Here is a 25,959-nt window from a genome sequence, read left to right as displayed (position 1 = left end):
CACCTCAGGCGGGGCTCATCCCGCCGCCGGTCCACGCGGAACCCGGACGACACCTTCCTGGATGACGGTGATCGCGAGGCGGCCGTCGGCGGTGTGGATCCGAGCCTGGCCCAGGCCGCGCCCGCCGGAGGCCGACGGCGACTCCTGGTCGTACAGCAGCCACTCGTCCGCCCGGAACGGCCGGTGGAACCACATCGCGTGGTCCAGGCTGGCCCCGACCACGTCGCCGACCGCCCAGCCGCCGCGCCCGTGGGCCAGGAGCACCGAGTCCAGCAGCGTCATGTCGGAGACGTACGTGGCCATGCAGACGTGCAGCAGCGGGTCGTCCGCGAGCTTGCCGTTGGTCCGGAACCAGACCTGCGAGCGCGGCTCGCGCGCCTCATTCACCGTGCCGAACGGCGGCGCGTCCACATACCGCAGGTCGACGGCGGCCCGCGCCTCGATCAGCCGGTCCACCATCCCCGGGTCGCTGAAGCGGTCCGCGTACCGGGGCAGCATCTCGGCGGCCGTGGGCAGCGTCTCCGGATCGGGCGAGGCGGGCATGTCGGCCTGGTGCTCCAGCCCGTCCTCGTGACTCTGGAAGGAGGCGGAGAGGTGGAAGATCGGCTGCCCGTGCTGCACGGCGACGACCCGGCGGGTGGTGAAGGACCGGCCGTCGCGGATGCGGTCGACGCTGTAGACGATGGGCGCGCCCGGGTCGCCGGCGCGCAGGAAGTACGCGTGCAGGGAGTGGGCGGCCCGGTCGGCGGGGACGGTCCGGCCGGCGGCGACCAGCGCCTGGGCCGCGACCTGCCCGCCGAACACCCGGGGCACGACCGCGCTGCGGCTCGTGCCCCGGAAGATGTCCCGCTCGATCTGCTCCAGGTCGAGCAGATCGAGCAGGGAATCGAGTGCTGCGCTCATGGAGAGAACGTAGTCCTTACCGAACGGCCTGCGTCTGTCTACAGGCCCATGGACTTGGCGATGATCGACTTCATGACCTCGCTGGTGCCGCCGTAGATGCGGTTGACGCGGTTGTCCGCGTAGAGGCGGGCGATCGGGTACTCGTTCATGAAGCCGTAGCCGCCGTGGAGCTGGAGGCAGCGGTCGATCACGCGGTGCGCGACCTCGGTGCAGAACAGCTTGGCGGAGGCGGCCTCCGCTGCCGTCAGCTCACCGGCGTCCAAGGCCTCCAGCGCACGGTCGGCGACGGCCTGGGCCGCGTCCACCTCGGCCTGGCAGGCGGCCAGCTCGAACTTCGTGTTCTGGAACGAGGCGACGGTCTTGCCGAAGACCGTGCGCTCCTGGACGTACTCCTTGGCGAACCGGACGGCGGCCGCGGCCTGCGCGTACGCACCGAAGGCGATGCCCCAGCGCTCGGAGGCCAGGTTGGTGCCGAGGTAGCCGAAGCCCTTGTTCTCCTCGCCGAGGAGGTCCTCGGCCGGGACCTTGACGTCGACGAACGCCAGCTCGGCGGTGTCGGAGGTCCTGAGGCCGAGCTTGTCGAGCTTGCGGCCGACCGAGTAGCCCGCGGACTTGGTGTCGACGGCGAAGAGCGAGATGCCGAAGCGGCGGTCGTCCTCGCGCGGAGCGGCGGTACGGGCGCAGACGATCACGCGGTCGGCGTGGACGCCACCGGTGATGAAGGTCTTGGCGCCGTTGAGGACGTAGTGCGTGCCGTCCTCGGAGAGCTTGGCGGTGGTCTTCATGCCCGCGACGTCGGAGCCGGTGCCCGGCTCGGTCATCGCCAGCGCCCACATCTCCTCGCCGGTCGCGAACTTCGGCAGCCAGCGCTTCTTCTGCTCGTCGGTGGCGAGCATCTTGACGTACGGGAGGCCGAGCAGCGTGTGCACGCCGGAGCCGCCGAAGGAGACACCGGCACGGGCGGTCTCCTCGTAGATGACGGCCTCGTACTTGTGCGAGTCGATGCCCGCGCCGCCGTACTCCTCGTCCACCTCGATGCCGAAGATGCCCAGCTCACCCAGCTTGAGGTAGAACTCGCGCGGCACCTGACCCGCGGCGAACCACTCGTCGTACACCGGCACGACCTCGGCGGCGATGAAGGCGCGGATGGTCTCCCGGAACGCCTCGTGGTCCTCGTTGAATACCGTACGGCGCACGGGGTGCCTCCTTGATCGGCTGAAGTGTTCGTCGGTGGACGCGCCTGCGCTCACCGGGCATGGCTAAGCGCTTGCTCATTCCCCTTCGAAGTTACCGGTCGGTCACGGAGCTGTCCAGGGTGATGCTCAGCACGCGTCCGGCGGTCATCCCGTACGTCGTTGTGCCCGGTCGCCGGGTGACTGTTCCGCTGCGGACGGCGGTGGTGGATTCGGGTGTCCCCGGTGGTCGAGCGGTCGCTCCGCGCCTGGGCCAGGGTGCCGCTCCGCGCCTGGGCCAGGGTGCCGCTCCGCGCCTGGGCCAGGGTGCCGCTCCGCGCCTGGGCCCGTGGACGGCTGAGCCACGTCGTCCGGCGGTTCCGCGCGTACGGCGGTGAGCGCGGCGCGGATGGCCTCCACGCCCTCCATCAGCCGGGCCCACGAGGACGGTGACGCCCGGGACAGTACGGCCGCCAGCCGCTCCTCGCGCCGGACCCGCAGCCGGTCCAGGTGCACCCGGCCCTGACCGGTCAGCCGCAGCTCGACCTCGCGCCGGCTGGCCGTGCTGGAGGATCGCCGTACGAAGCCGAGCGCCTCCAGCCGGTCGCACAGCCGGCTCACCGACGACGGCGCGGCCTCCAGCTCCGCACCGAGCTGCCGCAGATTGATGCCTTCACGGCGTTCGAGCACGTACATGACCCGCAGCTGCGGCGCGGACACGGACGAGGACCCGTCCGGAGCCCGCGCCCAGTAGACCTCCAGCAGCTCGATGACCCCACGCATCGCCCGCGCCACATCGCGCAGCCTGTGATCAGGGCCGTACCGCTCTACGCCCATGCTGGAACACCCTTGGTCGTGCTGCGGGCCCGTCCGCGCGCACGGGCCGGTCCTTCATAGCGTTGACGCCTCAGCCGATCCGAAACCCATGATTCTTCATCTGGGCCGCGCGGAGGCGCCACGCGGGTGCATCGAATTCCCGCAAAATGGATCGAAAAACGTACGAGTTCGCAGACATGGCGCCGGGGGTGCCGGGCACGAGGCTGTCAACGGTTGCTCAGGAAATGAGCAGCGCGGAAAGAGCACCTTTTCGACAGGGTGCGCGGTCCGCTGAACCAATATTCATTCAGGTGCGATCGAAGGAGTCTTTTATGTCTGAGAACCTGTGGGGCTACCAGCCGACCGCCGGCCACACCGCCGGTACCGACCTGATCGGTTACAAGGTCGAGGCGACCGACGGCAGCATCGGCAAGGTCGACAAGCACTCCGACGACGTCACGTCCTCGTACCTGGTGGTCGACACCGGCGTATGGATCTTCGGCAAGCACGTCCTGCTCCCGGCGGGCACGGTGAGCCGGATCGACGCGGACGACAAGAAGGTCTACATCGACCTCACGAAGGACCAGATCAAGGACGCTCCGGAGTTCGACAAGGACAAGCACGTCGGCGACGCGGACTTCCACCGGACGACCGGTGAGTACTACGGCCGCCACCGTCGCGTCTGACCTGAAAGTCGGACACGCGGCAGGCGGGGCGAGGCGGGACGCGGAACATCGCGTCCCGCCCCGCCCGCGTGTGTGCCTACAGGGTTCCGTCCTGTACGGCGGTGACGAAGGCGGACCATCCGGTGGCGGGGATGAGGAGCGTCGGCCCGTCGGGGACCTTGGAGTCGCGGACGGGGACAGCAGTGGGGTGGTGGTCCTGGACCTCAAGGCAGCTGTTCGAATCGCTGCCGCTGTAGGAGGACTTGCGCCAGCCACTGAGCGATGCCGTGGTGGTCGTGATCTGCTCAGCCATGTCCTCTGTAGCTCCTCGCCGTCGCCTTCAGGAATGCCAAAGTCTCGTCCCGTGGCATCGCGTCGCTCAAGGCAAGATCGTAGCGGCCCTGGAGGGCCTCGACTACGGCTGGGGAATCGTGCAGCTTCCCCGTACGAGCCCCCTCGCTGTAGGCGGCGGGCGGCTGATCCTTGAACCACATCAGCGTCAGCATGCTGTCCAGCAGAGGGTGATACCCGAGCGACATGGGAAGCACGTGCGTACGGATGCGCCTGGATTCGGTGAGGGCGATGACGTGCTCGATCTGCTCCGCCATGATCTCCGGCCCGCCGATAGGCCGTCGCAGTGCCCCCTCGTCCAGGATGGCCCAGACCACGGGTGACGCCGGGTTTTGCAGAATCGTCGCGCGCTCCATCCGTGCGACGAGGGCCTTGTCACATTCAGCCGGGGTCGGCGGCGGGAAGGCCATGCTGAGAACGCAACGTGCGTACGCCTCGGTCTGCAGGATGCCAGGAAAGAAGGACAGGGCGAACTCGCGGATCGTCGTCGCTTGCTGTTCAAGGTGCCGTACCGGTGCGAAGTAGTCCGCGAGTACTTCGTCGTCCTCGGCCCCGGGCCGGAAACTGGTGAGCACATTCCCTGTCCCCAGCACCATGTCCAGTCGCCGGGCGTCCTCTTCGTTCGGCACCCGGCGGCCGGCCTCGATGTGCGAGATATGCGACCGGGTCATGAGAGCGAGCGTCGCCAGCTCCTGCTGAGTGAGCCCGGCCGCTTCACGCGCAGACTTCAACCATTCACCATAGGTATTACTCACAGCCAACTCCCGTGCGACAAGCGCGATGTCACTCCAAATCCTCTGGCGAGCCTAGCCACGTCGGTCTCACTCTGTGAGGAGATCGCTACTCGGCGAAGAATTCACCCTCGCCTGTCACGGAGTTGACTTCTGATGAACGAAAAAGCACCGAACGAGGCTCGCCTGCTTCCCTGGACCGGCATGGGCGGCAGGCCCTGCTATGTCGTCGGCAACGGCACCGGCCGGGTCTCGCAGGCCGCCGACAAGGTGGAGGCGCAGCAGCTGAGCATGGCGCTCGAACTGCTGGACCACGCCGACGACATGCTGGCCGACGACCAGACCACCGAGATCCAGCTCCGCCACGTCAGCGAGGCCCTCACCCACTCCTTGCGGGACGTGCACCGGGTCGCCCGGAGCCGAGGGCTCAGGCTCGGGATTCCTGACGACTCCGGGGACGAACACCCGTCAGGCCAGGGGCTCACGCGGCTGCTGCCCTGACGGTAACGGCGTACGTTCGTACTCATTCCGACCGGGTCGTGCGCGGGCACGATCCGGTTTCCGGCACAAACCGCCCACCGGATCGTGCCCGGCCGCGACGCGGTGGCGAGCGACATCAACTACTTGAAGAACTAGAGAAATAACCCCACCCAACCCAACCCGTCCTCCACCTGACGCATCCCTAGGGCGCGTCACCCACACGGGTGAGTTTTGCCAACTCAGCTGGATTTCGCACCGGTTGGCAGGCATATGCTCACGCCACCAGACATCAGTCGTCAGACATACGTCGGCCCCCGGCCGGGACTGCAATCCCGATCGAGGGCCTGACCACCAAGGAAGAGAACGCTTCCCGATGGATACCCAGCAGAGTACTGCCCTCCTGCGCGCCTTGGCAGATCTTCCCGGCCCTCTTCCGGCCCGTGGCGTGATCCAGATCGTGATCCCGCACACCGACCGCTTCACCGTCGTCGGCAACCACCTCGCCCAGCACGCCGGCCGTGGGCTTCGCCGTACGCATCCAGTCGCTGCCCCAAGGCACCGAGATCGGCATCAAAGCGCTCGCGGCCCGCTTCCGCGAAGGCGAGAAGCTCATCGCCACGGCCCTGCGCGAACTGGAGGCCCACGGCTACCTGCGACGAGCCCGTACCCGTCTGCCCAACGGCCGCATCGTCACCCGCACGGTCTTCTGCAACCAGCCAACGGCGCTGCTACGACCCCGAGTTGCGGCGCAGCGTCCCGCCGAACCGCAGACCCCGCCGCCGGTGCAGGATCCCGCGCCCGAACCACCGGAGCCCGAGCGCCCCGCACCGGAACCGGCCGCACCGCAGGCACCCGTACTCCCCGACGTACAACAGGAGCACGAACACGAACACGAGCACGCGCCGCAGGACCACGCACCCTTCGTCCCGCATCCCACCGCACCCAAGCCGCCGCGCCCGCTTCTGCCTCAGCCCCGCGAGCTCACCGCCGAGCTGTACCGCGCGGCCACCGCGCTCCTCAGCGACCTCCGCCGCCACGCACCGCAGTTCACGCTCTCCGAGAACGACATCCGCCAACTCGCCCCGGCAGTTGCGGCCTGGCTCGAACGCGACGCCCACCCCGACACCATCCGCCACGCCCTCACCAACGACCCGCCCAAGCTCGTCCGCCACCCCGCCAAACTCCTCAAACACCGCCTCACCGTGCTGCTGCCGCCGCCTCTCCCCGGCGCCGACGACCTCACCGCCCCCACCCGTCCGCGCGTCGTCGTGACCCCGTTCCAGACCTGCGACGGCTGCGAACGCGCCTTCCGCTCACCCACACCCGGCCGTTGCCGCGACTGCCGCGCAGAACACGGGCACACGCAGGCCGCCGCCTGACGACCGGCTCGGCCGCGCGTGCGCTCCTGTCGGGTGCGGCGCGGGTGTCAGTTACCCGGGCGCTTGCTCAAGTTCTCCCCGAACAGGCGCAGCAGTTCGTCCTCCACCACCGGGGTGAGGGCCTCGATGTAGCCGTCCGCAAGGTGGCCGTAGTCCCGGTAGACCAGGGTGTTCCCGACCACGACCGGGCAGGTGCCTGACGGGGCGCAGACCCAGTTGTACGGGTCGATGAGCGCGACGTCCTCGGCGGCGGCGGCGTCCCGGATCGCCCGGGTGACCTCGGGCTTGGGGTCGGCCTCCGAACGGGGGCGCGCGCAGGACGCCAGGTCGTCGGGGTTCACCGCCACGCAGTCCACCGCGTTGTTCTTCGGCCAGGGGTTGTCCAGCACGGTGAGCACCTGGGTGCGCCCGCGCTGGAGCATCCGGTACGTCTCGGCCTGGCCCTTGCCCCACTCCTTGCCCAGGTCGCCCTCGCCGTACAGCTTGGCGGAGTTGGAGCTCGACGTGATGACGAGTTCGGGTTCCAGCTTCTGGATCTTCTTGATGGTCTCCGCCCGCCAGTCGTCGCAGGTGGAGTACGGGCCGTTCTGCCACTCGATGGTGACCTGGGAGACCTTGCAGGCGTTCTTGGTGAAGGAGTAGAGCCGCCAGTTGTGCTTGCGGGCGATCGCGTCGAGCGCCGGGAACCACTGCGCGACATGCGAGTCGCCGAAGAGGACCACACTGCGGTCGGCGTCCTTGTCACCGTACAGACAGGGCTTGGTCTGTTTCGTACCGGTCATGGTGAGTGCGCAGCTGTCGGTGTAGACCGCGGACCGTGCGTCCGCGGTCTCGCGCAGGCTCGGTTCGAGGTTGGCCGGGAGCTTCTCCACCGGCTGTGCCAGCAACTCGGTGAGGGCGGCACTGGGGTAGGGGGCGGTGGCGAGCGTCTTCGCGGTGTTCTGCCGCGCGGCGCCCTGGTCCAGGGTCGGCGGGTACTGGAGGGTGAGCACCGCGACCAGGGCCGTGACGGCCGACAGGCCCAGACCCAGCGTGAGCCCTCGGACGGCGTGGGCCTTGAACGCGCGGTGGAAGCGCATCGGGTCCTCGACCAGGTGCAGCGTTCCCCAGGCGAGCAGGATGCCGCCCAGCGCGGCGATCAGCCGCAGCGGACCGTCGTGCGCACCGAAGCCGGCGGCGGCCGGCACGATGACGATCAGCGGCCAGTGCCACAGGTACCAGGCGTAGGAGAGCCCGCCGATCCAGACGGCGGGCCGCAGCGAGAGGACGGCGCCCGCGCCGTAGCGGCCGGCCGCCGCGCCTCCGGCGAGGACGGCCGCGGCGCCGGCGACCGGGATCACGGCGTGGTGGCCGGGGAAGGGCGTGCCCTCGTCGAAGGACACGGCGGCGTAGGCGATGGCGGCCAGGCCGGCCCAGCTCAGGACCGCGGCGACCGGGCGCGGGATGTCGTTCAGGCGGTGCGCCGCGAGAGCCAGCAGGGCGCCGACCGCCAGCTCCCAGATCCGGCCCTGCGAACCGAAGTAGGCCCAGGAGGGAGCGGTCTCGGTGAGGTGGAGGTTCAGCGCGAAGGAGGCGCCGGCCAGGATGATCAGCGGGATCGCGAGCAGGGCCCGTCGCCGGAACAGCTTGAGGGCGACGATCATCACGATCGGCCAGATCAGATAGAACTGCTCCTCGACCGCCAGCGACCAGAAGTGCTGGAACGGTGAGGGCGGCACATCCGTGTTGAAGTAGTCGGTCCCGGCCTCGGCGAGCCGGAAGTTGACGACGTACCAGGCGGACGCGATGGCGTCCTTGGCGTAGTCCGCGAAGCGCAGCGGTCCCAGGAAGAGCCAGGAGCCCGCCAGCGTCGCCAGCACGACCAAGGTGGAGGCGGGCAGCAGGCGCAGCGCCCGGCGGGAGTAGAAGCGGCCCAGGGAGATCTTGCCGTCGCGGCTCCACTCCCGGATCAGCAGCGAGGTGATCAGGAAGCCGGATATGACGAAGAACACGTCCACGCCGACGTATCCGCCGGCCACGGAGGTCACCCCCGAGTGCCCGAGCACCACGAGCGTGACGGCCACCGCCCGCAGACCCTGGATGTCGAGCCGGAGATTCGCGCCACCCGCCGGCCCGGCGGACCCCTTCCCGTGGTCGCCGGGCGTGCCGTCGCGGGGGCCGGCCTGGGGCGGGACGTCGGCGGACGTGGGCCGCGGGGCATGCGTGAGGCGGCGGACGGGCACCGTGCGGATCTCCTTGTTCATGAGGCATCACCGGATGGCGCCGATGATCGCCTCCGGGGCCGGTCGATCGAATCTGGCTTCGGCCCGGCCTGCGATCCATGACGATTGTCAGTACATCGCGATATCGCCAGAGTGGACCATGTTGGAACACTCACTGACAAGCTCATGTCCTTTGAAAGCCGCATAAGCGGCGTCTTGGGCAGTGGCCCGCCGCCGTGGCGCTCCGGCCTTTCGGCGCCGCGGCAATTCCGTCACCTCGCGCGACACGGAGCCCGGAGCTCGTGTCGCGTAAGCGTGTGGGTTCGGCGGCCGCCGTCGGGATGAAGGCGCCGCGAGCCTCAGTCGTGGAGAGGTCGACGGTATGCCCGTATGACAATCCCATGCCGTGGTCTTCACGGAGAGCCCGGGGGCAGGGCAGGGCTGCGCTCGGGTCCACGGGCTCGACGGCGCGGCGGGCGGATCCGAGACCTGCAGCATCGTCTGCGCGGCGGCTGTTGTGGGCTGTCAGCCCTGGACGGCCGGGCGCCCGTGTGGCCGGCTTCGGTGGGGTATTTCCTGAGTCCTGGGCCGTCGATGCTCCCGGAGTGCCGCGTGATGGACCTGCCGAGCTGATCACCGCTTGCCGTCGTTGCCTCCGGGGGCTGTCAGCGCGCTTCGACGACCGACAGTCGCCCGTCGAGGAGGCGGTAGCCGCCGCCGTGCCCGATGTCTCCGTACAGCGGAAACCCGGCGGCGCCGAGCGCCTCGGCATCGCGGTAGACGGTCCGGACCGACACCTTCAGCCGGGCGGCGAGTTCGTCGGCGGTCATGTGGCCGCGATTCTGGAGGAGGAGCAGGAGGGAGATGAGGCGGGTGGCGCGCACGGTGGTTCTCTCCGAGCTCGTCCCCTGACAGGAGGTGTCAGGGGACGAGCTCCAGCCTCCGGCGCATGGAGGGCTTCGTACGGTCTACCGCAGGCCTTCCACAACTCCGCGTCCGGCTGACCGGAGGCGGTCGCGTAACCATCGTCGAACTCCGGCTGTACGCGCTCCACTCGAGTGCGCGGGACACCTTGATCGAGCTCTTCGAGCGGGAGTTCTTGACCGGCCAGGAGGCGGCGGGCATCGCGGTCGGCACCCGGTTCCGGGGCCTGGACGATCCGGACCGCTTCGTCCGGACAAAGACGTGCTGCTCTGGTTCACTCCGGGCGAGAGGCCGCCCCTCGTGCGGGAGGACCTGGCCCGACACCTGAAGCGGTCTGCGCAGCACCTGCGGCCGGCGCCGGCTGTCCAGGGCACCTGGACCGGTGAGTCGGGGCCGGCTGTTCGGGGGCCGGCGCCACCTAGCATCATTTGCCATGACGACTCTGATCGTGACCGTCGCGCTGGCACTCGTCGGTTATCTGGCGACGTACCTCAACGGTGTACGTCTGGCACAACGGCAAGCTCGTCTGGCGCGCGTCAACCTGCAGTTGAGCGACTTCTACGGGCCCTTGTTCGCGCTGATGGAGGCCAACAGCAGGACCTACGACACCTTCTCCGAGCGCCATGCCCGACCCGACGGTCGCGATCCCTTCGACCACGACATACCACCCACAGAACAGGAACTTGCCGAGTGGCGCACGTGGGCCAGCACGGTCTTCATCCCCAACATCCAGGCGATGCGGGACGTGGTGGTCACCAAGGCGGACCTCCTCATCGAACAGGAGATGCCTCCGGTCCTGCTCCAACTCTGCGCCCACGTCTCCGGTTACGAGATCACGGCTGCGCGGTGGGCGCAGGGCCGCTACGAGGAGCACCTGTCGGTCATACCGTTCCCGGGGCGGGGGCTGATGGAGTACACCCGCGATCGATTCACACGGCTGAAGAAGGAACAGGCGATTCTGCTTGGCCACCCAGTGCCCGAGGGACGTCTACGCAGGCTGCTCGGCCGCACGGCGACAGAGAGTCGTCGGCCCCGACTATTCGGTCGTCTGCAATGAAGGAGCGGTCACTGAGCTGTGCGTCAGTGACCGTCCGAGGCGTAAGCGACGCGTAACACCAGGCCGATGCTGACGTACGCGTCGCTTAAGGAGCGTTCAGGTAGGGCCACAGACTGACGCTGTTCCGCTCCACACGAACTTCGACCCACGTTCCATCGACAGCCTTCGATGGCCGCGGGTCGGCGAGGACGAACAGGATGTGGGTCCCGGCTACTTCCAGCACGGCTCCACCACCGCCCGTCAGGCCCAGCCGCCCTCGGAAGACGATCCGACCGTCTTCCTCCTCATCAACCCCGGGAAAAATGAAGTGGCCGGTCGAGTGTTGCCGCCCCAGGCGCACGTCCTCCTCAACAGTCCACTCCACATAATGCCTGCGGCCCATTCCCGTCGGATCGCCGCACCAGAACGCCACAGATAGGGACGAGCTTTCATCTCGGCGATGATGGTCTGGAGGTCCCCCGGGTGCCTTGCTTCACCATGAATCCATAGGCCTCGCCCAGTCCTCCCGTACGAGGAGAACCTGCGGGCCTTCCCGGTGCTCGCCGAGGCGGGCGCGCGGCGGGCCGCCAGGATGAGTCCCGCGGAGGCGGAGGCCGGGCAGCGTGAGCGTACGGCGCTGATGGTCCGGCTGGCAGAGCTGATGGCCGCCGGTGCGGACTCGGGCGAGGACGCCGTACTGGCGGAGATCGACGGACAGTTCCGGGCGCTCACCGAGCTGACCCGGTCTCCGCCGACGAGTTCCGCGCGATCGGGCGCTCCTGCGTGGAGAACGAGCAGTGGCGGGCCGCGTCCGAGGCCGTCGCGCCGGGTCTCGCTGCGTACCAGCGGGACGCCGTCACGGCCTACGCCACCTCCAGGCCTGGCTGACTTCCGGACTGCAGGAAGTGTTACAGCTTCTTCTGGATTGACTTGGCCAGCATGGTGAGTTGAGCCTCATCCTCGGCGGGCATCACATAGTTGTTGTTCCTTGCATGCGCGAGAAACTCGGCTGGTAGCCTCACGTGATAGGTGCGCAAATAGAACCAGAGGTCACCTCGCCAGATCCATTCGCCGTCGCTGAAGATGGAATCTCCGCCGAGGATAGTTCTTTCTGACCCCATTACATCAGCGGAAGACCCCATCACGCTGAACAGTTCGTGGCCTGCGAGGAGGTATGCGGTGACTTCCTTGCTGTCTGGGTAGGGGATTGTTTCGACGTATTCCCGTACGCTGCCGACAGGTTCTCCGAAGGATTTCGGCCAGAGCTCCTGAAAAAATCCTGCAATCTTCATGCTGTAGTTCCCCTCTTAGTGCACCCACGGTAGAAAAGTTCGCCAGTATCCACCGTCAAATATAACGGGCGTCTGTCCGGGGCCCAGCCTTGAACTGACGCCAACCTTGTTCGTGGGAGCCATGACGGGGACGCCCAACTCGTTGGCGATCGCCTGTGCTGCTGGATTGTCCGAAGCGCCCTTTGCGGCCGTCCCGGTGTGGCAAGAAACGAGCCGCACGGGACCGCCGTCGTAGCTTGGGTTGGCCCGGATTGCTTCGGCGATGTGGGTCGGGTGGGTATCGCCGGCGGAAAATCCTACCCCTGCCTCGTTCACTCGGCCAGGTTCAAAGAACCCCTGGGCGTTCCCATGCACAACGACGTCATGATATCCATCCAGAGGGCGGACGAGTTCAAAGTTGATGAGTGTACTTCTGTCATATCCGATAGCCGTCCTGCCCTCGCGGAAGTACACCGGATCGCCAGTACTCAGAACCAGGTCGCCAGGTTCCTTGGGCGGGTGGGGGATTGTCGACTCGGGAGAGGTTCGCGCTTCGAAGTCGCGCCGGGTTCCCATGTCGGCTGCATCGAGGTGCGCGGCGGCATCGGGGTGCAAGTCGTGCGAGATGTCGGCCCCCCTACCGTGATCGGTCGGCACGCCGTTATCGTGGCTGCCCGTCGGTGCCTCAGGAGACGAGGTGTCGTGGGAAGCCATGTCGCTCTTGTGCGCGCTGGCTGACCCGTCGTCCAGGCCGTTGTTCGGCCCGCCCTCGTCAGGGTTTCCGCGGGAAGCGGATGGAGTTCCGTCACCAAAAGCCTTGTCGGGCAGGTGGTTTTCCATGGAACTACCGGAACCGCGACCAGTTTCGGCACCGACCAGGGCTGATTCCTCGGCGGGGGTGCGGGGGAGTGGGCTGTCCGCGTCGGTTCTGATGGGGGCGCCGTCTGTCGGGTTGTTTCCGGGGGCGGCGGAGTGGTGTTGCTTGAGGGTGCCGTCCTCTTTGAGGAGGTTTCCTTCGGCGTCGATGTGGACCGCGTTGCCGTCCATGTCGGTCAGTCTGACCGTGTTGCCCGGCAGAGCGGTGGTGCCTTCGGGGAGTTTGAGGGCGCCTTCGGGGATGGGGAGGGAGCCTGCGGGTGGGGTCATGCCGTCGGGGAGGCGGACCACGCCGTCGCCGAGGTCGACCGCTCCGGCGGGGATGTTCATGCCTTCGGGGAGTTTGACCGCGCCCTTCGGGATCTCGAACGCACCGTCCGGGATGGCCGCGCCCTCGGGCAGGTGCAGGGTGCCGTCGGCCAGCTTGAAGGCGCCGTCCGGGAGCGTGACCGCGCCCGGCGGAAGGGTGGGGATCTCGATGGTGCCCATGCCCTTGAGGCCGGCCATCACGTCGCTGATCTTCGTCAGGCCCGCGCCCGCGCCCTTGAAGAGGTACGTCATCGGGTCGATGGCCCGGCCCGCCTTGCCCGCGAAGGACAGGGCCTTCGCGGCGAGTGCCGCCTTGCCGCCGCCGGCGACCGCGCCGCCCGCGCCGCCGGTGAAGACGGTGGTCACCACGTTGAAGGTGACCGCGCCCGCCGCGCGCGCAGGGTTCTCGCTCCACTGGTCCCAGGCCAGCAGCGCCTTCCCGGTCTCCTTCATCGCGGTGCGGGAGTCCCGCAGCCACGAGGGAAGCTTGTCCTCCGGTGTCAGCCAGAACGCGGCCGCCAACGGGGTCGCGGAGATGACAACGCCGGTGGCCAGCTTGGCCAGACCGGTCCAGGCCTGCTTCATGGACTCCCAGCCGTCGGTGCCCACCAGCGTGCCCAGGCCCTTGATCGTGCCCCAGACACCGTCCACGACGACGCCCTTGCCGAAGTCCCACAGGTGTTCATGGACGTGGTACCAGGGCGTCGACTCCTTCACCGGGTCACCCCACGGCAGGCCCTTGGCGTGCTTGAGGGCCTCGGCGTCGTAGCCGTACATGCCCTTGCCGCCGGAACCGTCGTCCACCTTCAGCCGCGTGCCGCCCGGCACCAAGCTGATGATCTTGTTGTGGCAGGCGCGCTCGACCGCCTGGAACGCCGCCCAGGTCTCGGCGATCTCCGCGCGGCGGTTGTTGTTCTCCTCGACCAGGTCACCGTCCTCGCGCCACTTGTCGTCCGCGTCCACCTTGACGAGGAAGGCGCCGGCCTCCCGCTTGAGCCGCTTCAGCTTCTCCACCAAGGGGTGGGCGTCGTCCGAGTAGGCGCTCAGCGCACCGGTGATGGTGGCCAGGTCCGCCTTGAGCGAGGCCCCGCGATCGGCGACCGGCTTCGTCGTCGCGAACAACTGGTCGGCCTCCGGCGCCTTGTAGAAGGCCTGCAAACCACCGAAGCTGCTGTGGATGTCGGCCGCCGCCGAGGAGATCTTCTCCCCGTCCTTGGCCAGTGAGGTCACCTTCGTGTCCAGCAGCGCGAGGTTGCCGGTGAAGACCGGTATGCCCTCCAGGACGACCGGCTGGTCCTCGCTCACTTGCCGGCCCCCATGTCCTTGAGAACGTCCAGACGCACCGACTTCGCCGCGTCCTGCGCCTGCTTGGCGGTCTCCAGGTCGCCCTCGACGTACTCGTTCGTCGCTGTCGCCGCCCCGAGTACGGCCGCCTGGATCCGCTCCGCCATCGACTTCAACTGAGCTTGCCGCGCCTGCGCGTACTGCCCCAGAGCGGCCGCCACCGGGCCCATCGCCGCCTGCGACAACGGCGCCTGTCCCGGTGCCACCGGGCCGTGCAGCGGCGTACTGGCCGCCGTACCCGGCACCGCCGTCCCCGCCGCCGTCGCCGCCTCCGAGAGGTCGGTCATGAACGCGCCGAGCGCCTTCTCCAGATCACCGGCATGCGTACCCACGACCTTCAACTGACCCTGCACACCCTGCGGCTTGATATCCCACGCCGACACCGACGCCCCACCCCCGTACTTCCTGGCTCCCTGGAACAGACCCCGGACCACCCGCCACCGGCACACGCCGGCCGCCGGGTCAGCCGATGCCGTCGACCGCGGCCTTCGCGCGCGCCAGCGTCTGCGACGCGGTCCCGTCGTTCTTCTCCAGCGTCGTCCGCAGCAGCTGGATGATGTTCTTGACCTCCTGCGAGGTCGCGTTCCACCGCAGCTCCTTGCCGTGGTACTCATCCGCCACACCATCGGCCGCGAAATCGTTCATCGCCGCCTTCACCTGCGTGTCCCGCGCCGTGATCACCTGCTCCAACTGCGCGATCACCAGCTGGATATTGCCCTGGACCTCCGTCGAGGCACCCGTGTCGTACGAACGCCGGTCCGTGCTGCCCATCAACCATCACTCCCCGTGGTCCCCGTGGTGAAATGCGAAAATCCTGCGTGTCGGCAGGCTCAACGGCCGCCGAAACGTGCCGCGTCGAAATTGGCCGACGCCATCTGCGTCTTCGCGTTCTCGCCCTGCTCCTGGTCACCCGAACCGAACGCCGCGTCCATCCCGGACTGGCCGCCCAGGATCCCCGACAGCGAAGCGTTCAGCGCCGCGGTGATCTCGTCCGAGCGGTTCTTGAAGTCGTCGAACGCGACCTTCCCCGCTCCGTTGAACTTGCCCTCCAGCGGCTCGGCCGCCGCGATGAGCTGCCGGATCAGCGTCCCCAGATCCGTACTCGCACCCTGCGAATGCGAGATCAGCGTCGAAAGGACCGAGGTCCCCATGTCGAACTTCATCGTCTTCCCCCAACACCTCGAACGAGCGCATGCGTGTTCGGATTCATGTCTATCAATCCTTACGTCACGACTGCAATCTGCAATCGGCCAGAGTGGCGTTGTGACCAATCCATGACATCGGCCACCTCGTCCTACGCGCCCTTGAGGTGGCGCACCAGCCGCTCGTACTCCTGCCAGCCCGACAGGTCCGAAGGGTCACCGGGCAGCGGGTAGTACAGCGCGGGCCGGGTCCTCGGGCCGAGTGTCACCGGCTGTTCGGCCAGCGGTGTGCGGCGGGCCCGGTCTCCCGGCATCGTCCGGACCTCCTCGGCGCCCAGTACGAAGGCCAGCGGAACTCCCGGGCCCTCGAAGCGCGGCGGCACGGCCACATCGCGGCGTGCTTTGCGAAGTTGTACGAGCATCGACTGCAGGTGGTGGCGGGTGGCGAGCGCCTCGGCGGCGGCGGGCAGCGCGTCCAGGGGCAGTTCCTCGCCGGAGCCGGAGCCGGAGCCGGAGCCGGTGCCGGAGCCGGAGTCGCTGCCGTAACCGAACGCGAGCGTGACGTGCTCCTCCACGCCTGCCTCCGTACGCGTGATCCGTACGGTGGCGATGGCCGGCCGGTCCCGGTGGCCGACCACGACGAACCAGGTCGGTTCCGGCGCCCGCTCGTGCGCCACGTCGGTCAGCCGGCGCGGCGACCACGGCAAGGTCGCCGGCTCCGACGTGCCCCAGCCGGCCGGCGGTTCGCCCGTCAGCTCCCGCCACACCGTCTCCAGCCCGCCGCCCAGCACCAGCCGGTCGTCCGCCGGGTGCACCATCCGGAAGGTCAGGGCGAGTTGGCGCTCGCCGGAGTCGTGGACCTCCTTGAAGGTGGCCGCCACCGGAGTGCGCGGGTCGTCCTCCGTCGCGTCCGGCGAGGCGACCGGCGCGAACATGCCGTCCTGCCAGCGCAGTACGGCACCGGTCAGGCCGTCGTAGTAGCCGTCCCGCTCGTCCTGCACGATCCAGCGCGACGGCCAGCCGCCCAACGTGTCCCGTACGGCGGGAGAGAGCGTGGTGCCCGCCGGGCTGACGATCTGGAGGCCGAGGCCCGCCTCGGCCGCCGCCCGGAAGGCGTCGGAGAGCCACGCCGTCATCGCCACCACCGGCCGGTCCTGGATGACGACCGCGACCCGCTCGGTGAGGACGTCGATCGCGGGCTGCGCGGCGGCGGGCTCCGGCGCGACGCTCACGCCGTCGGTCTTCACCACGGTGAGCGAGCCGGCCGCGTCCGCAGGCCAGGCGGAGCCGCCCACGAGCGAGGCGAGCCGGGTCGCGAACGTGCCTGCGAGCGCTTCCGCCTCCGCGACGCCCGTGGTGGCGCGGGCCTCCGTCCACCAGTACGGGACCGGCGGCGCCGTGGTCCCGAGCAGCCGCTCGGCCTCGCCTTCGACGGAGACCAGCAGCGGCGCCTCCACGGAGACGAGCGGCCGGCCCTCGGAGTCGCAGAGCTGGATCACCGCGCCCTCGCCGCGCGTGCCCACCAGCTTGTCCGGGCCGCCGGAGAGCAGGCCCGCCAGTACGGCCCACGGGTCGGGCATCTTGGCGGTGAGGGCGATGACGTCCTTGGTCATGAGGTGGTCGTCCGGTCCTTCGTCGTTCGGCGGTGGGCGGTCATGGGCCCGGCGGCGGTGTACGTCATCTCGGCGCGTACACCGTCTGGATCAGGCGGTTCGGTTGGCCCCGGCGGATGAACACACCACGGCCCGGCGCCTGTTGGGAGGCGTACACGCCGGGGAACAGCTGGCCCTCGCTGCGGTCGCCGGTCATCAGCAGCGCCGAGGCCCCGGACTCCCGCAGGCCCTGCACCAGCGGCTCGTACATACCGCGCGACGCGCCGGCGACCCGGCGCGTCAGCACGAAGTGGAGGCCGATGTCGACCGCCGACGGGATGTACGGGAGGAACGCGGCCAGCGGGGACTGACCGGCGGTCGTGAGGACGTCGTAGTCGTCGACGAGCACGACGATCCGCGGACCCTTGCCCCAGTTGCCGGGCTCCAGATCCTCCAGGCGGGCGTTCTCGTCGGGCAGCCGTTTCTCGAGTTCGGTGGCGATGCCCATCGAAAGGCCCATGCACAGCTTGGGGTTGTAGGCGTAGCCGCCGTTGAACTCCTCCGGGACCACGCCGCGCAGCGAGCGCCGCGGATCCATCACCGCGAACACCAACTCGTCTTCGCCGTAACGGTCGATGAGGCCGTGCGCCACCGTCCGCAGCAGGTTCGTCTTGCCGCACTCGCTGTCCCCGAGTACCAGCAGGTGCTGGTCGTGCCGGAACAGGTCCAGAGTTACGGGCGCGAGCGCCGACTGGTCGAGTCCGATCGGTACGCGGGTGGGCTCGGCCGCCGGGCCCGGCAGCGAGTGAGGCTCCAGGATGTGCGGCAACACCCTTACGGGTTGCGCCACTTCACCGCTCCAGGTGGCCCGCACCGAGCGGGCCGTACGCTCCAGCACCGCGCCGAGATCCGTCACGTCGGCCGTTCCGTCCGTGCGCGGGAGGGCCACCTGCGCGAAGAGCTTGCCGTCGGTGAGGACGCGGCCGGGCTCGTCCGGCGACAGGGTCTCGGCGAGCTTGCGGTCGATGCTGGACTCGCTCGGGTCGTTCAGCCGCAGCTCGACGCGCGTGCCGAAGTTCGACTGGGTGGCGATCCGGACGTCGTTCCAGCGCAGCATGCCCGCGACGACGTGGATGCCGTAGCCGCCGCCGCGCTTGAGGATGTCGGCGATCGCGTCGTCCAGCTCGTCGAAGTCGTCGCGGAGCGCGCCGAATCCGTCGATGACGAGCAGGATCTCGGCCGAGGCGAGCTCGGGCAGCCGGCCGGCCGCGTGCAGGGTGCGGAGCTGCTCGACCGAGTCGATGCCGTGCTCGCGGAAGAGGTCCTCGCGCAGCGCGAGCATGGTGCGGACCTCCTCGACGGTGCGTGCGGCCCGCTCCCGGTCGGCGCGGCCCGCGATGCCGCCGACGTGCGGCAGCCCCGAGAGCGCCTGGAGGCCGCCGCCGACGAGGTCGAGACCGTAGACGCCGACCTCGCGCGGTGTGTGGGTCAGCGCGAGCGAGAGGACCAGGGTGCGCAGGAGCGTCGTCTTGCCGGACTGCGGTCCGCCGATCACCGCCACGTGGCCGCCCGCCACCGTGAGGTCCAGGAACCACTGGCCCTGCCACTGCTTGGCCGGGTCGTCCAGCAGGCCGACCGGGACGCGCACCGGCCTGCCGGACTGCCCGGCTCCGGCCAGCCGCATCCCGTGCGGGCCGATGTCCAGCGGACCGGCGACGGTGTCCAGCGCGGTGGCGGTCGGCAGCGGAGGCAGCCAGATGCTCCGTACGGGCGGCGCGGCGCCGGTCAGCTGCTCGACCATGACGCCGAGTTCCGTCGGGCCCGTCTCGCGGCGCCGCGAGGCCGGTTCGGCCGTCCGCTGTGCCTCGTCCGGGCCGGCCAGGGTGTTGAACGCCTCGTACGGCAGCGCGAGCGGGCCGGTCTCCTCGGCCTCGGTGCTGCGCACCGGACCGCGGTAGCCACCTGATACGTAACCGGCCTTGAAGCGGGCGTAATGGCTCGTGTCGACCTTCAGATAGCCGAAGCCGGGCAGCGGAGGCAGGTGGAAGGCGTCCGTGGTGTCCAGGACCGTACGGGATTCGTCGGCGGAGAAGGTCCGCAGCCCGAGCCGGTACGAGAGGTAGGTGTCCAGCCCCTTGAGCTTGCCGCCCTCGATGCGCTGGCTGGAGAGCAGGAGGTGGACGCCGATGGAGCGGCCGATCCGGCCGACGGAGAGGAACAGGTCGATGAAGTCCGGTTTGGCGGTGAGAAGTTCACCGAACTCGTCGATCACCACGAACAGATGCGGCAGCGGATCCAGGTCCGGCCGCTTCTCGGCGCGCAGGGCCGCGTAGTCGCCGATGTCGGCGACGTTGCCCGCGTCCTTGAGTGCCTGCTGGCGCCGCTTGACCTCACCGGCCAGCGAGGAGTGGACGCGCTCGACGAGACCCGCCTGGTTCTCCAGGTTGGTGATGACCCCGGCGACGTGCGGCAGCTCCGCGAACGGCGCGAACGTCGCGCCGCCCTTGTAGTCGACCAGCACCAGCGCCAGATCCTCCGGCGGATGCGTGGCCACCAGAGCGAGGACGAGCGTCCGCAGCAGCTCCGACTTACCGGAACCGGTCGCACCGACGCAGAGACCGTGCGGTCCCATGCCCAGCTCCGAGGACTCCTTGAGGTCCAGGAGCACCGGCTCGTGGGAGTCGCTGATGCCGATCGGGACGCGGAGGAAGGCCCGTTCGCCGCGCGGCGCCCACAGCCGGTCCAGGTCGAGGCGGGCCACGTCGTCGATGCCGAGCATCGCCGCGAACTCGACGGGCCCGGAGAGCGGCGCGTCGGCCAGGGACTCGGCGGACAGCCGCAGCGGCGCGAGCATCCGGGCCAGGCCCTCGGCGAACGGGATCCCGGCCTCGTCCACCGTGCCGTGCGCCTCCAAGGGCTCCGGGGCTCTGAGGTCCTCGATGGCCACGCCGGTGCCGTCGACGGTGATCCGTACGCTGACCTGCCCCGGCTCCTGCACCCGCCGCTCCAGCAGGTGCAGCACGGTGACGCCCATCTCGCTGAGGCCGACGGCGTCATCCGGGCGCGGCAGGTCGACGGCGTCCTCACCGTGTCCGTCGGTGACGACGAGCAGCCGGGAGTTCATGGACAGCGCGTCCCGTCCGGCCAGGCCGCGGCGGACCTCGGCCGCGTAGGAGGCCCGGCGGCGCAGCTCCGGGCCGAGCTGCCGGGCGAGCTGAGGTGCGGAGGGAGCGATGCGGCGGGCGGCGACCGGGCCGTCGAACTGCTCGGTGTCGAGCAGATGCGGCAGCCACTTGGCCCACTCCCAGTCGGCCATCCGGTCGCCGGGCGCGGCCAGGGCGATGGCCACGTCGTCGGGGGCGTGCAGCGCGGCGGTCTGGACGAGCAGCGCGCGGGCCACCCGCAGGCAGTCCTCGCGAGGGCCGATCACGCTGACGTTGCCGATCCGGTCCAGCGGGACGGTGAGCGGCAGTTCGGTGCCGTTGCGGAACCGCTTCACCAGCGCCGAGGCCTCGTTGAGCATGAACAGGTCGGGCGGCGTGAGCACCGACGACCCCGGCTCGGCTATCTGCAGATCCCGTACGGGCATCTCGCCCGTGCCGACCCGCACCCGCAGGAAGTCGTCGTCGACCCGCCGCCGCTCCCAGAGGCGGGCCGGGTCGCGCACGATGTCGTACAGGGCGTACGGCGGCGGGTTCAGCACGTCCGCCCGCTCGCGCCGCTCGCGCTCCTCGGCCGACAGTTCTTCGCGTAGATCCTCCACATAGGCGAGATAGGCCTCGCGCTGCGTGCGCCGGGTGCGCTGGGCCTTGCCGCGCTGCGAGAAGAGCAGCGCGACGGAACCGATGACGGTGACCACGAGGATGATCGCGCCGAGCGCGGCGAACTGGCTGTTGCGGACGACCGTCATCATCACGACGGACGACATGACCCCGGCGACCGGCAGCAGCGACATCGCGATGTTGCCCGCCTTTCCTTCCGGGAGGTTCGGCGGGGCCTCGATGGTGCGGGGCGCGGGAGCGGCCGGCGGGCGGGTGGTCCGGGCGGGGCGGTGGATCAGTCGGGTGCTCATCGGCTTCGTCCCACGTTCGCGGTCGGCTCGTGGTTCACGCACGGCATCGGGGTCACCGGCGCTTCTGGGAGAGCTGGAAGACCTCGGCGGCGAGCCGGGCGGCGGCCAGACGTGTCGGTCGGGCGAGCAGTTCGGTACGCAGGACGCCACCGGAGGCCAAGTGCCGGTCGTAGGGCAGGACATGGACGCCCGCGCCGGTGGACCTGAGCTTCTCGGCGGCCGCCTCGACGTCGATCCCGGGCCGGGCGACCATGGTGGAGAGCACGACGACGGTGCCGTCGATCATGTGTCGGGGGAGCCCTTGCATCCACTGCAGTACGGCGTACGTGCTCGTGACGCCGTCCAGGGTCGCCGGAGCGGCCAGCACCCGGGCCTGGGAGGCCGAGAGCGCGACCCGGGCGACCTCGGCGGGCAGCGTCTCGCAGTCCACGACGCTCACACCGAAGTAGCGGCGCAGCGCCACCATGACCCGCTCGTACGCGGACGTGTCCAGCATCGCACCGATCTGTCCCTGGCTTCCCGGCAACAGCCAGGCGTTTTCCGGGAGTTGGACCAGGTAGCCGGTGACGTCCAGCAGCGACATCTGCGGCTCCACGATGTCCGCCAGATCGGCCGTGGTCCAGCGCACCGTATCGGCGCCCAGCCGCAGCGGCAGTGAACCGAGTGCCGGATCCGCCTCGACCAGGAGGACCGGGTCCTGGCGGTAGTGCGCGTACGCCGTGCCGAGCAGGGCCGCCACGGTCGTCTTGCCCGCGCCGCCCCGGATGGAGGTGACGGCGATCTGCCGCCCGGTCGTGACCGGCTGCTGGAGCGTCTCGGCGGTCCGGGTCAGCTCGGCGACCTCGCGCGCCGCCGAGGAGGAAACGATCCGGCGCACGGCTCGGGCGACGCGTACGCCGACCGGCTCACCGCGCTGCGGGCGGCGTGCCGTGCCGCTCAGCGCGGTGTCCACCACGGCTCGTGAATCGGGAGCGGAGGGCCGCCGCGGACGAGGCGGCGCGGGCGTCTGCTGGGATGCAGATGTAGATGCAGATGCGGGTGCGGGTGCGGGCGGTTGCGTCGGCGCGGGTATGCGTTCCGTTCCGGAGGCCTGCGCCGCGTTGGGCGGAGCGGGCGGTACGGACGGCGACGGCCCGCCAGGACCCGCCGCCGGCGGCCCGGAGGCGCCCCGCAGATCGCGCAGCACATCGCCCTGCCAGTTGTCCCCGTTCGGCATGTCTGCCCTTCTCCTCCGCCGCGATGCCCCGACCGGAGCACCCGCGCATCCCTGTCAGAACTTGTTGAGCAGCTGCCCGTACATGCCGAACACGCCGACGGCGAGCGGGAACAGCCCCACCATGCCGATGGACTCGACCAGGTCGGCGGTGCGCCGCAACCGCACCCGTACATGCTCGGCAGGCTCCACCGACAGGGCCAGCAGCGGCAGCAGCGCTGCCACGCCGAGGACGAGCACGGGTCCCGCGCCGCCGGAAGCCTGCTCCATCCACAGCATGACGAGACGCACGACGAGGACCGCCGCGGCGGCGAACAGGGCCACCACCTCGGCCACCAGAGGGAACGCGCGGGCCCGCGACAGAAGGACGACGGCGACCACCGACGGCAGGAGCACCGTCCACACGGTCGGTTGCGCGGCCAGAGTGAGCAGCCAGCCCGCCGCGGTCGCCGAGACGGCGGTGACCACGGTCGCGAGCGCGAGGCCGCGGTGGGTCGCGGCCAGTGCGTTGGAGACGTCGTGGCGGCTGACCGACACCCCGCCCGACCGCCGGTCGTCGAGCGCGGTGAGCCCGGACGCCATCAGCGCGAGCCGGGGCAGCATGCCGAGCAGCACCACGGAGAAGACCACCATCACGGCGCCGAGCCGGGCCGGATCCGACTCCACCGCGGCGACGGCCTCCCACACCGCCGTCACGGCGGTCGTGGCCCCGGCCCCGATGAGGCCGCCGCGCCCCAGCGGCGAGAAGAAGCCGAGCAGCAGCAGGGCCAGGGCCACCGCCGCCGCCACCGCGGCCAGCCGGGCCGGTCCCGACCAGCCGTAGGCGTCGGCGGCGGTCCAGGCCGTGAGAACGCCGAGCCCGCCCGAGACGAACAGCAGCGCGGTCGCCAGGCCGCGGTTGCCCGCGCCGATCCGGGCGCAGAGCGCGCCGCCCACCAGAAGGACGACGGTGACCACGGCCAGCGCGCCGGCCAGCGCGTCGAGCGGGAACTCGCGCCGGGCCAGCAGGGCCGCGACCACCGCGAACGCCACGGTCGAGGCACCCGCGGCGACCCTGCGCGCGGCCGGACGCCAGCGCCAGGCCTGCAGATCGAGGGTGTCGGCCACCTGGTCCGTGACGTCGTGCACCACCGGGGCGGGCGGAGCGGCGTGGATCCTGACCAGTCGGAGCACGGCGCCGTCGCTGATGCCGGCCGAGGCCAGCGTGCTCTCGTGCGGCAGGGCCGAGCCGTCGGAGGTGATCAACTGCCTGGTCAGCGGCCGCGATGCGGCCCGGTCGTCCAGCAACTGCAGGATGTCCGGCAGTAGTTGGCCGATGGGAGTGTCCGACGGCAGCACGATGTCGGCCCGGCGCCGCTCGCCGACCAAGGTCACCCGGCTCAGCTCGGAGCGGGACGTCATTGCTGTGCTCACCACTTACGGAAACCTATCATCGTGATTTTCCGAAATTTCGGGCCAATTGCCTGATAAGGCACTGTGAGCTCTTTCCCATCTCTGACAGAGAATGCGGAGCGGTGCTCACCACTAATGCAGCGACTGCCCGTACTGCTGCGCCTGTCGTTGCTGCTGTTTCTGCTGCTCGGCCTTCTGCTTGTCCAGCGTGTGCTGGAGGAAGGACCACCCCACGCATCCCGCACACAGCACGGCCGTGATCGCGATTCCCGCGAATACCTTGCCGAGCCGCTCGTCCGCCGTCCGCCGTGCGCGTTCCACGCCGAACAGCAGGGCGTCCCGCATCCTGCGCCGGCGCACTCCCACCGACTCCAGCAGCTGGCTGTCGTAATCCCGTGCCATGCGATCCCCCTTTGCCACTGCAACATAAGGCATGGGTGAGCGGTCCGTACACCTGAGGGCGCCGGCCCTCGCGTCCGGCGGCTATTCCTGCCGCAGTGCGAACCACAACTCCGTCCGTACGTCCATGTCGTTGAGGTCCACGTCCAGCAACTGCGCGCACCGGCCGATGCGTTGGCGGACGGTGTTGCGGTGGACGGAGAGGGCCACCGCCGTGCGGTCCCAGCTGCCGTGGAGGGAGAGCCAGCAGCGCAGGGTGTCGGCCAGCGGTGGCGTGAGCGGGGCGAGGAGCGTGCGGGCGTGCGCGGCGGCCTGGTCCGGCGGGATCAACGCGGCCAGGCCGGTGGCCCGGGTGTCCGCCGTGAGCGGGGTGCGGGTCGCCTCCGCGTGGGCCAGGGCGCGGGCGGCGCGGAGGTCGGCGGAGGCCAGGGCCGCGAGCGGGGTGGGAGCCGAGACGCCGAGGGTCCAGCCGGGGTGTGGCGGCACGGTGGAGGGTTGCGGGGGCTCTTCGGCGGTCTCCTCGTTGGCGCCTTCCTGCGGGGGCGCCTCGCCGGTGGTCGGCGGGAGCAGGACTCGTACGGTGTCGTCGTCGTTCCGGCCCGCGTCCACCAGCGCCGAGCCCAGCGACGCGCCCAGCGCACCCGCCGTCAGGCCGTCCGGCGTGGTGCCGTCCGTGCGGCGGGCGTGGATCACCGTCCAGGGGCCGGTCGGGGCCAGGAGCGGAGCCACCTCCTCCGGCGATGCGCCGAGCAGCAGCCGTACCAGGGCCGCCGAGCGGTCCGCCGCGTCCGCGCCCTGGTGCGGGGCGGCCAGGAGGGAGAGCAGGACCACCGCGATGCCGGCCACCGTGTGGTCGCCGGACTCCCGCTGCCGGGTCGCCAGGGCCAGGACGAGACCCTCGCCGCCGCCGAGCGCGTAAGCCGCCAGGTGCGTGCCGTCGTGGGCGTCGGTGGCCGAGGCCGGGGAGCCGGGACCTTCGCGGGCCACCACACGGGCCAGGCGCGTCAGTGCGGCCACCGCTTCCGGAGGCGGCCGGCGGCCCGCCGCGTGGACCTCCTCACCCCGCGCCGTCAGCAGCACCGCCCGGCCGCCGAGCCGCGTGGCGAGCTGGTGGAGGACCGCCGGTACGGGGTCGGGCCGGGCCGCCGCCGTCGCCAGGGCCTGCTGGGCCCGGGTCACCCGGCGCAGCTCCCGGTGACGGGCCTGAGCCATCAGCCGCCACACCGCCCGCGCGATCGTCGTGAACGGGGTTTCCGGCGGCACCTCCAGCAGCGGCAGTCCGTGCCGGTCGCACGCCTGGACGAGCGCCTCCGGGACCGCCTCGTACACCGGCCGTACGCCGAAACCGAGCGCCGCCGCACCTGCCTCCACCAGCCGCGCCACATAGTGGTCCGGGTCCGTCAGCAGCACTCCGGCGCTCAGCAGCAGCTCACCGCCGAGGAGGTACGGATACGGGTCGGCCATCTCCGAGGTGTGCACCCAGAGCAGCTCGGCCTCGGCCGGGCCCGCGATCCGGCGCAGGCCCAGCTCCTTGCTCGCCAGGAGTTCGGTGAGAGGGATCGGCGGAGCGGGAGGCTGCGGAGCGGTGGTAGGCGTCGGCATGGAGGGTTCGTCCGTTCTCGGCGGTGAGAGTGGAGGAAACGTACACTTCAACGTCGGCTTCCGGCCACCTACCGTCTTCCTCGCACCTG

At 70.0% G+C, this 25,959-nt stretch carries 20 protein-coding genes and 3 pseudogenes; 5 read left to right on the top strand and 18 right to left on the bottom strand.

The window, feature by feature from the left end; translation table 11 throughout:
- Positions 1-15: 15 nt before the first annotated feature.
- From ABZ267_RS26675 to ABZ267_RS26665, 3 genes are all read right to left on the bottom strand, one after another.
- Positions 16-903 carry an acyl-CoA thioesterase II gene (locus ABZ267_RS26675; RefSeq protein WP_356751350.1) on the bottom strand — a complete coding sequence of 296 codons (888 nt, stop codon included), beginning with the start codon at positions 901-903 and terminating at the stop codon, positions 16-18.
- Between the two features lie 38 nt (positions 904-941).
- Positions 942-2,099, bottom strand: a complete 1,158-nt coding sequence (locus tag ABZ267_RS26670; RefSeq protein WP_356751348.1) for an acyl-CoA dehydrogenase family protein — start codon at positions 2,097-2,099, stop codon at positions 942-944.
- Between the two features lie 144 nt (positions 2,100-2,243).
- The gene (locus ABZ267_RS26665) at positions 2,244-2,912 is read right to left on the bottom strand and encodes a MarR family winged helix-turn-helix transcriptional regulator (protein WP_356751346.1); all 669 of its coding nucleotides are present in this window, start codon (positions 2,910-2,912) and stop codon (positions 2,244-2,246) included.
- Between the two features lie 311 nt (positions 2,913-3,223).
- Between ABZ267_RS26665 and ABZ267_RS26660 the strand changes: the two genes are divergently transcribed.
- A complete protein-coding gene (locus tag ABZ267_RS26660; protein ID WP_356751344.1) occupies positions 3,224-3,577 on the top strand; it encodes a PRC-barrel domain-containing protein in 354 nt (117 codons plus the stop codon).
- Positions 3,578-3,653: 76 nt separating this feature from the next.
- On the opposite strand, the gene ABZ267_RS26655 is transcribed toward ABZ267_RS26660, so the two are convergent.
- A complete protein-coding gene (locus tag ABZ267_RS26655; RefSeq protein ID WP_356751342.1) occupies positions 3,654-3,869 on the bottom strand; it encodes a DUF397 domain-containing protein in 216 nt (71 codons plus the stop codon).
- Positions 3,862-4,662 (bottom strand): helix-turn-helix transcriptional regulator, encoded by an 801-nt coding sequence (locus ABZ267_RS26650; protein WP_356751340.1) that lies wholly within the window; start codon positions 4,660-4,662, stop codon positions 3,862-3,864. Before ABZ267_RS26650 ends, ABZ267_RS26655 begins: the two co-directional genes overlap by 8 nt.
- 132 nt (positions 4,663-4,794) lie before the next feature.
- On the opposite strand from ABZ267_RS26650, the gene ABZ267_RS26645 reads away from it, so the two are divergent.
- Together ABZ267_RS26645 and ABZ267_RS26640 are read left to right on the top strand one after the other, a co-directional pair.
- Positions 4,795-5,139 (top strand): hypothetical protein, encoded by a 345-nt coding sequence (locus ABZ267_RS26645; protein WP_356363293.1) that lies wholly within the window; start codon positions 4,795-4,797, stop codon positions 5,137-5,139.
- Positions 5,140-5,491: 352 nt separating this feature from the next.
- Positions 5,492-6,497, top strand: a pseudogene (locus ABZ267_RS26640) (hypothetical protein).
- A gap of 47 nt (positions 6,498-6,544) precedes the next feature.
- Here ABZ267_RS26640 and ABZ267_RS26635 read toward each other — a convergent pair.
- Complete coding sequence (locus ABZ267_RS26635; protein ID WP_356751338.1) at positions 6,545-8,740, bottom strand: acyltransferase family protein; 2,196 nt, start codon at positions 8,738-8,740, stop codon at positions 6,545-6,547.
- Positions 8,741-9,390: 650 nt separating this feature from the next.
- A pseudogene (locus tag ABZ267_RS26630) lies at positions 9,391-9,582 on the bottom strand (HTH domain-containing protein); the annotation flags it as partial.
- 473 nt (positions 9,583-10,055) lie between these two features.
- On the opposite strand from ABZ267_RS26630, the gene ABZ267_RS26625 reads away from it, so the two are divergent.
- Complete coding sequence (locus ABZ267_RS26625) at positions 10,056-10,679, top strand: hypothetical protein (RefSeq protein ID WP_356751336.1); 624 nt, start codon at positions 10,056-10,058, stop codon at positions 10,677-10,679.
- 508 nt (positions 10,680-11,187) lie between these two features.
- A pseudogene (locus ABZ267_RS26620) lies at positions 11,188-11,546 on the top strand (TipAS antibiotic-recognition domain-containing protein); the annotation flags it as partial.
- 20 nt (positions 11,547-11,566) lie between these two features.
- Here ABZ267_RS26620 and ABZ267_RS26615 read toward each other — a convergent pair.
- The 11 genes from ABZ267_RS26615 to ABZ267_RS26565 all read right to left on the bottom strand — a co-directional run bounded on the left by ABZ267_RS26615 (position 11,567) and on the right by ABZ267_RS26565 (position 25,870).
- Positions 11,567-11,950, bottom strand: a complete 384-nt coding sequence (locus ABZ267_RS26615; protein ID WP_356751334.1) for a hypothetical protein — start codon at positions 11,948-11,950, stop codon at positions 11,567-11,569.
- 15 nt (positions 11,951-11,965) lie between these two features.
- Complete coding sequence (locus ABZ267_RS26610) at positions 11,966-14,419, bottom strand: hypothetical protein (protein ID WP_356751332.1); 2,454 nt, start codon at positions 14,417-14,419, stop codon at positions 11,966-11,968.
- Entirely contained in the window at positions 14,416-14,841 is a 426-nt protein-coding gene (locus ABZ267_RS26605) for a DUF6507 family protein (RefSeq protein ID WP_356751330.1), read from the bottom strand. The genes ABZ267_RS26610 and ABZ267_RS26605 overlap by 4 nt, the downstream gene beginning before the upstream one ends.
- A gap of 79 nt (positions 14,842-14,920) precedes the next feature.
- The gene (locus ABZ267_RS26600) at positions 14,921-15,232 is read right to left on the bottom strand and encodes a pore-forming ESAT-6 family protein (protein WP_093688479.1); all 312 of its coding nucleotides are present in this window, start codon (positions 15,230-15,232) and stop codon (positions 14,921-14,923) included.
- A 56-nt stretch (positions 15,233-15,288) separates the two neighbouring features.
- Complete coding sequence (locus ABZ267_RS26595; RefSeq protein ID WP_327218343.1) at positions 15,289-15,621, bottom strand: hypothetical protein; 333 nt, start codon at positions 15,619-15,621, stop codon at positions 15,289-15,291.
- Positions 15,622-15,752: 131 nt separating this feature from the next.
- Complete coding sequence (locus ABZ267_RS26590) at positions 15,753-17,213, bottom strand: DUF6177 family protein (protein ID WP_356751327.1); 1,461 nt, start codon at positions 17,211-17,213, stop codon at positions 15,753-15,755.
- Between the two features lie 64 nt (positions 17,214-17,277).
- Positions 17,278-21,264: a type VII secretion protein EccCa gene (gene eccCa / locus ABZ267_RS26585; RefSeq protein WP_356751325.1), complete on the bottom strand. Its 3,987-nt coding sequence runs from the start codon at positions 21,262-21,264 to the stop codon at positions 17,278-17,280.
- Between the two features lie 52 nt (positions 21,265-21,316).
- Entirely contained in the window at positions 21,317-22,480 is a 1,164-nt protein-coding gene (locus tag ABZ267_RS26580; protein WP_356751323.1) for a MinD/ParA family protein, read from the bottom strand.
- Between the two features lie 54 nt (positions 22,481-22,534).
- A complete protein-coding gene (gene eccD / locus ABZ267_RS26575; RefSeq protein ID WP_356751534.1) occupies positions 22,535-23,878 on the bottom strand; it encodes a type VII secretion integral membrane protein EccD in 1,344 nt (447 codons plus the stop codon).
- A gap of 123 nt (positions 23,879-24,001) precedes the next feature.
- Entirely contained in the window at positions 24,002-24,271 is a 270-nt protein-coding gene (locus ABZ267_RS26570) for a hypothetical protein (protein ID WP_356751321.1), read from the bottom strand.
- A gap of 81 nt (positions 24,272-24,352) precedes the next feature.
- Complete coding sequence (locus tag ABZ267_RS26565) at positions 24,353-25,870, bottom strand: PucR family transcriptional regulator (protein WP_356751319.1); 1,518 nt, start codon at positions 25,868-25,870, stop codon at positions 24,353-24,355.
- Positions 25,871-25,959 lie beyond the last annotated feature (89 nt).

The sequence above is a fragment of the Streptomyces sp. NPDC006174 genome, assembly GCF_040614075.1.
Classification (GTDB): Bacteria; Actinomycetota; Actinomycetes; order Streptomycetales; family Streptomycetaceae; genus Streptomyces.
The sequence above is the reverse complement of the archived record's forward strand: the minus strand, read 5'-3'. Positions and strand labels throughout refer to the sequence as shown.

What these genes read in the sequence shown, in the direction of transcription:
- ABZ267_RS26565 (WP_356751319.1), bottom strand. Translation starts at nt 25,870, where the DNA reads ATGCCGACGCCTACCACCGCTCCGCAGCCTCCCGCTCCGCCGATCCCT.
- ABZ267_RS26635 (WP_356751338.1), bottom strand. Translation starts at nt 8,740, where the DNA reads ATGAACAAGGAGATCCGCACGGTGCCCGTCCGCCGCCTCACGCATGCC.
- eccCa (WP_356751325.1), bottom strand. Translation starts at nt 21,264, where the DNA reads ATGAGCACCCGACTGATCCACCGCCCCGCCCGGACCACCCGCCCGCCG.
- eccD (WP_356751534.1), bottom strand. Translation starts at nt 23,878, where the DNA reads ATGACGTCCCGCTCCGAGCTGAGCCGGGTGACCTTGGTCGGCGAGCGG.
- ABZ267_RS26590 (WP_356751327.1), bottom strand. Translation starts at nt 17,213, where the DNA reads ATGACCAAGGACGTCATCGCCCTCACCGCCAAGATGCCCGACCCGTGG.
- ABZ267_RS26655 (WP_356751342.1), bottom strand. Translation starts at nt 3,869, where the DNA reads ATGGCTGAGCAGATCACGACCACCACGGCATCGCTCAGTGGCTGGCGC.
- ABZ267_RS26595 (WP_327218343.1), bottom strand. Translation starts at nt 15,621, where the DNA reads ATGAAGTTCGACATGGGGACCTCGGTCCTTTCGACGCTGATCTCGCAT.
- ABZ267_RS26570 (WP_356751321.1), bottom strand. Translation starts at nt 24,271, where the DNA reads ATGGCACGGGATTACGACAGCCAGCTGCTGGAGTCGGTGGGAGTGCGC.
- ABZ267_RS26580 (WP_356751323.1), bottom strand. Translation starts at nt 22,480, where the DNA reads ATGCCGAACGGGGACAACTGGCAGGGCGATGTGCTGCGCGATCTGCGG.
- ABZ267_RS26665 (WP_356751346.1), bottom strand. Translation starts at nt 2,912, where the DNA reads ATGGGCGTAGAGCGGTACGGCCCTGATCACAGGCTGCGCGATGTGGCG.
- ABZ267_RS26615 (WP_356751334.1), bottom strand. Translation starts at nt 11,950, where the DNA reads ATGAAGATTGCAGGATTTTTTCAGGAGCTCTGGCCGAAATCCTTCGGA.
- ABZ267_RS26660 (WP_356751344.1), top strand. Translation starts at nt 3,224, where the DNA reads ATGTCTGAGAACCTGTGGGGCTACCAGCCGACCGCCGGCCACACCGCC.
- ABZ267_RS26645 (WP_356363293.1), top strand. Translation starts at nt 4,795, where the DNA reads ATGAACGAAAAAGCACCGAACGAGGCTCGCCTGCTTCCCTGGACCGGC.
- ABZ267_RS26675 (WP_356751350.1), bottom strand. Translation starts at nt 903, where the DNA reads ATGAGCGCAGCACTCGATTCCCTGCTCGATCTGCTCGACCTGGAGCAG.
- ABZ267_RS26625 (WP_356751336.1), top strand. Translation starts at nt 10,056, where the DNA reads ATGACGACTCTGATCGTGACCGTCGCGCTGGCACTCGTCGGTTATCTG.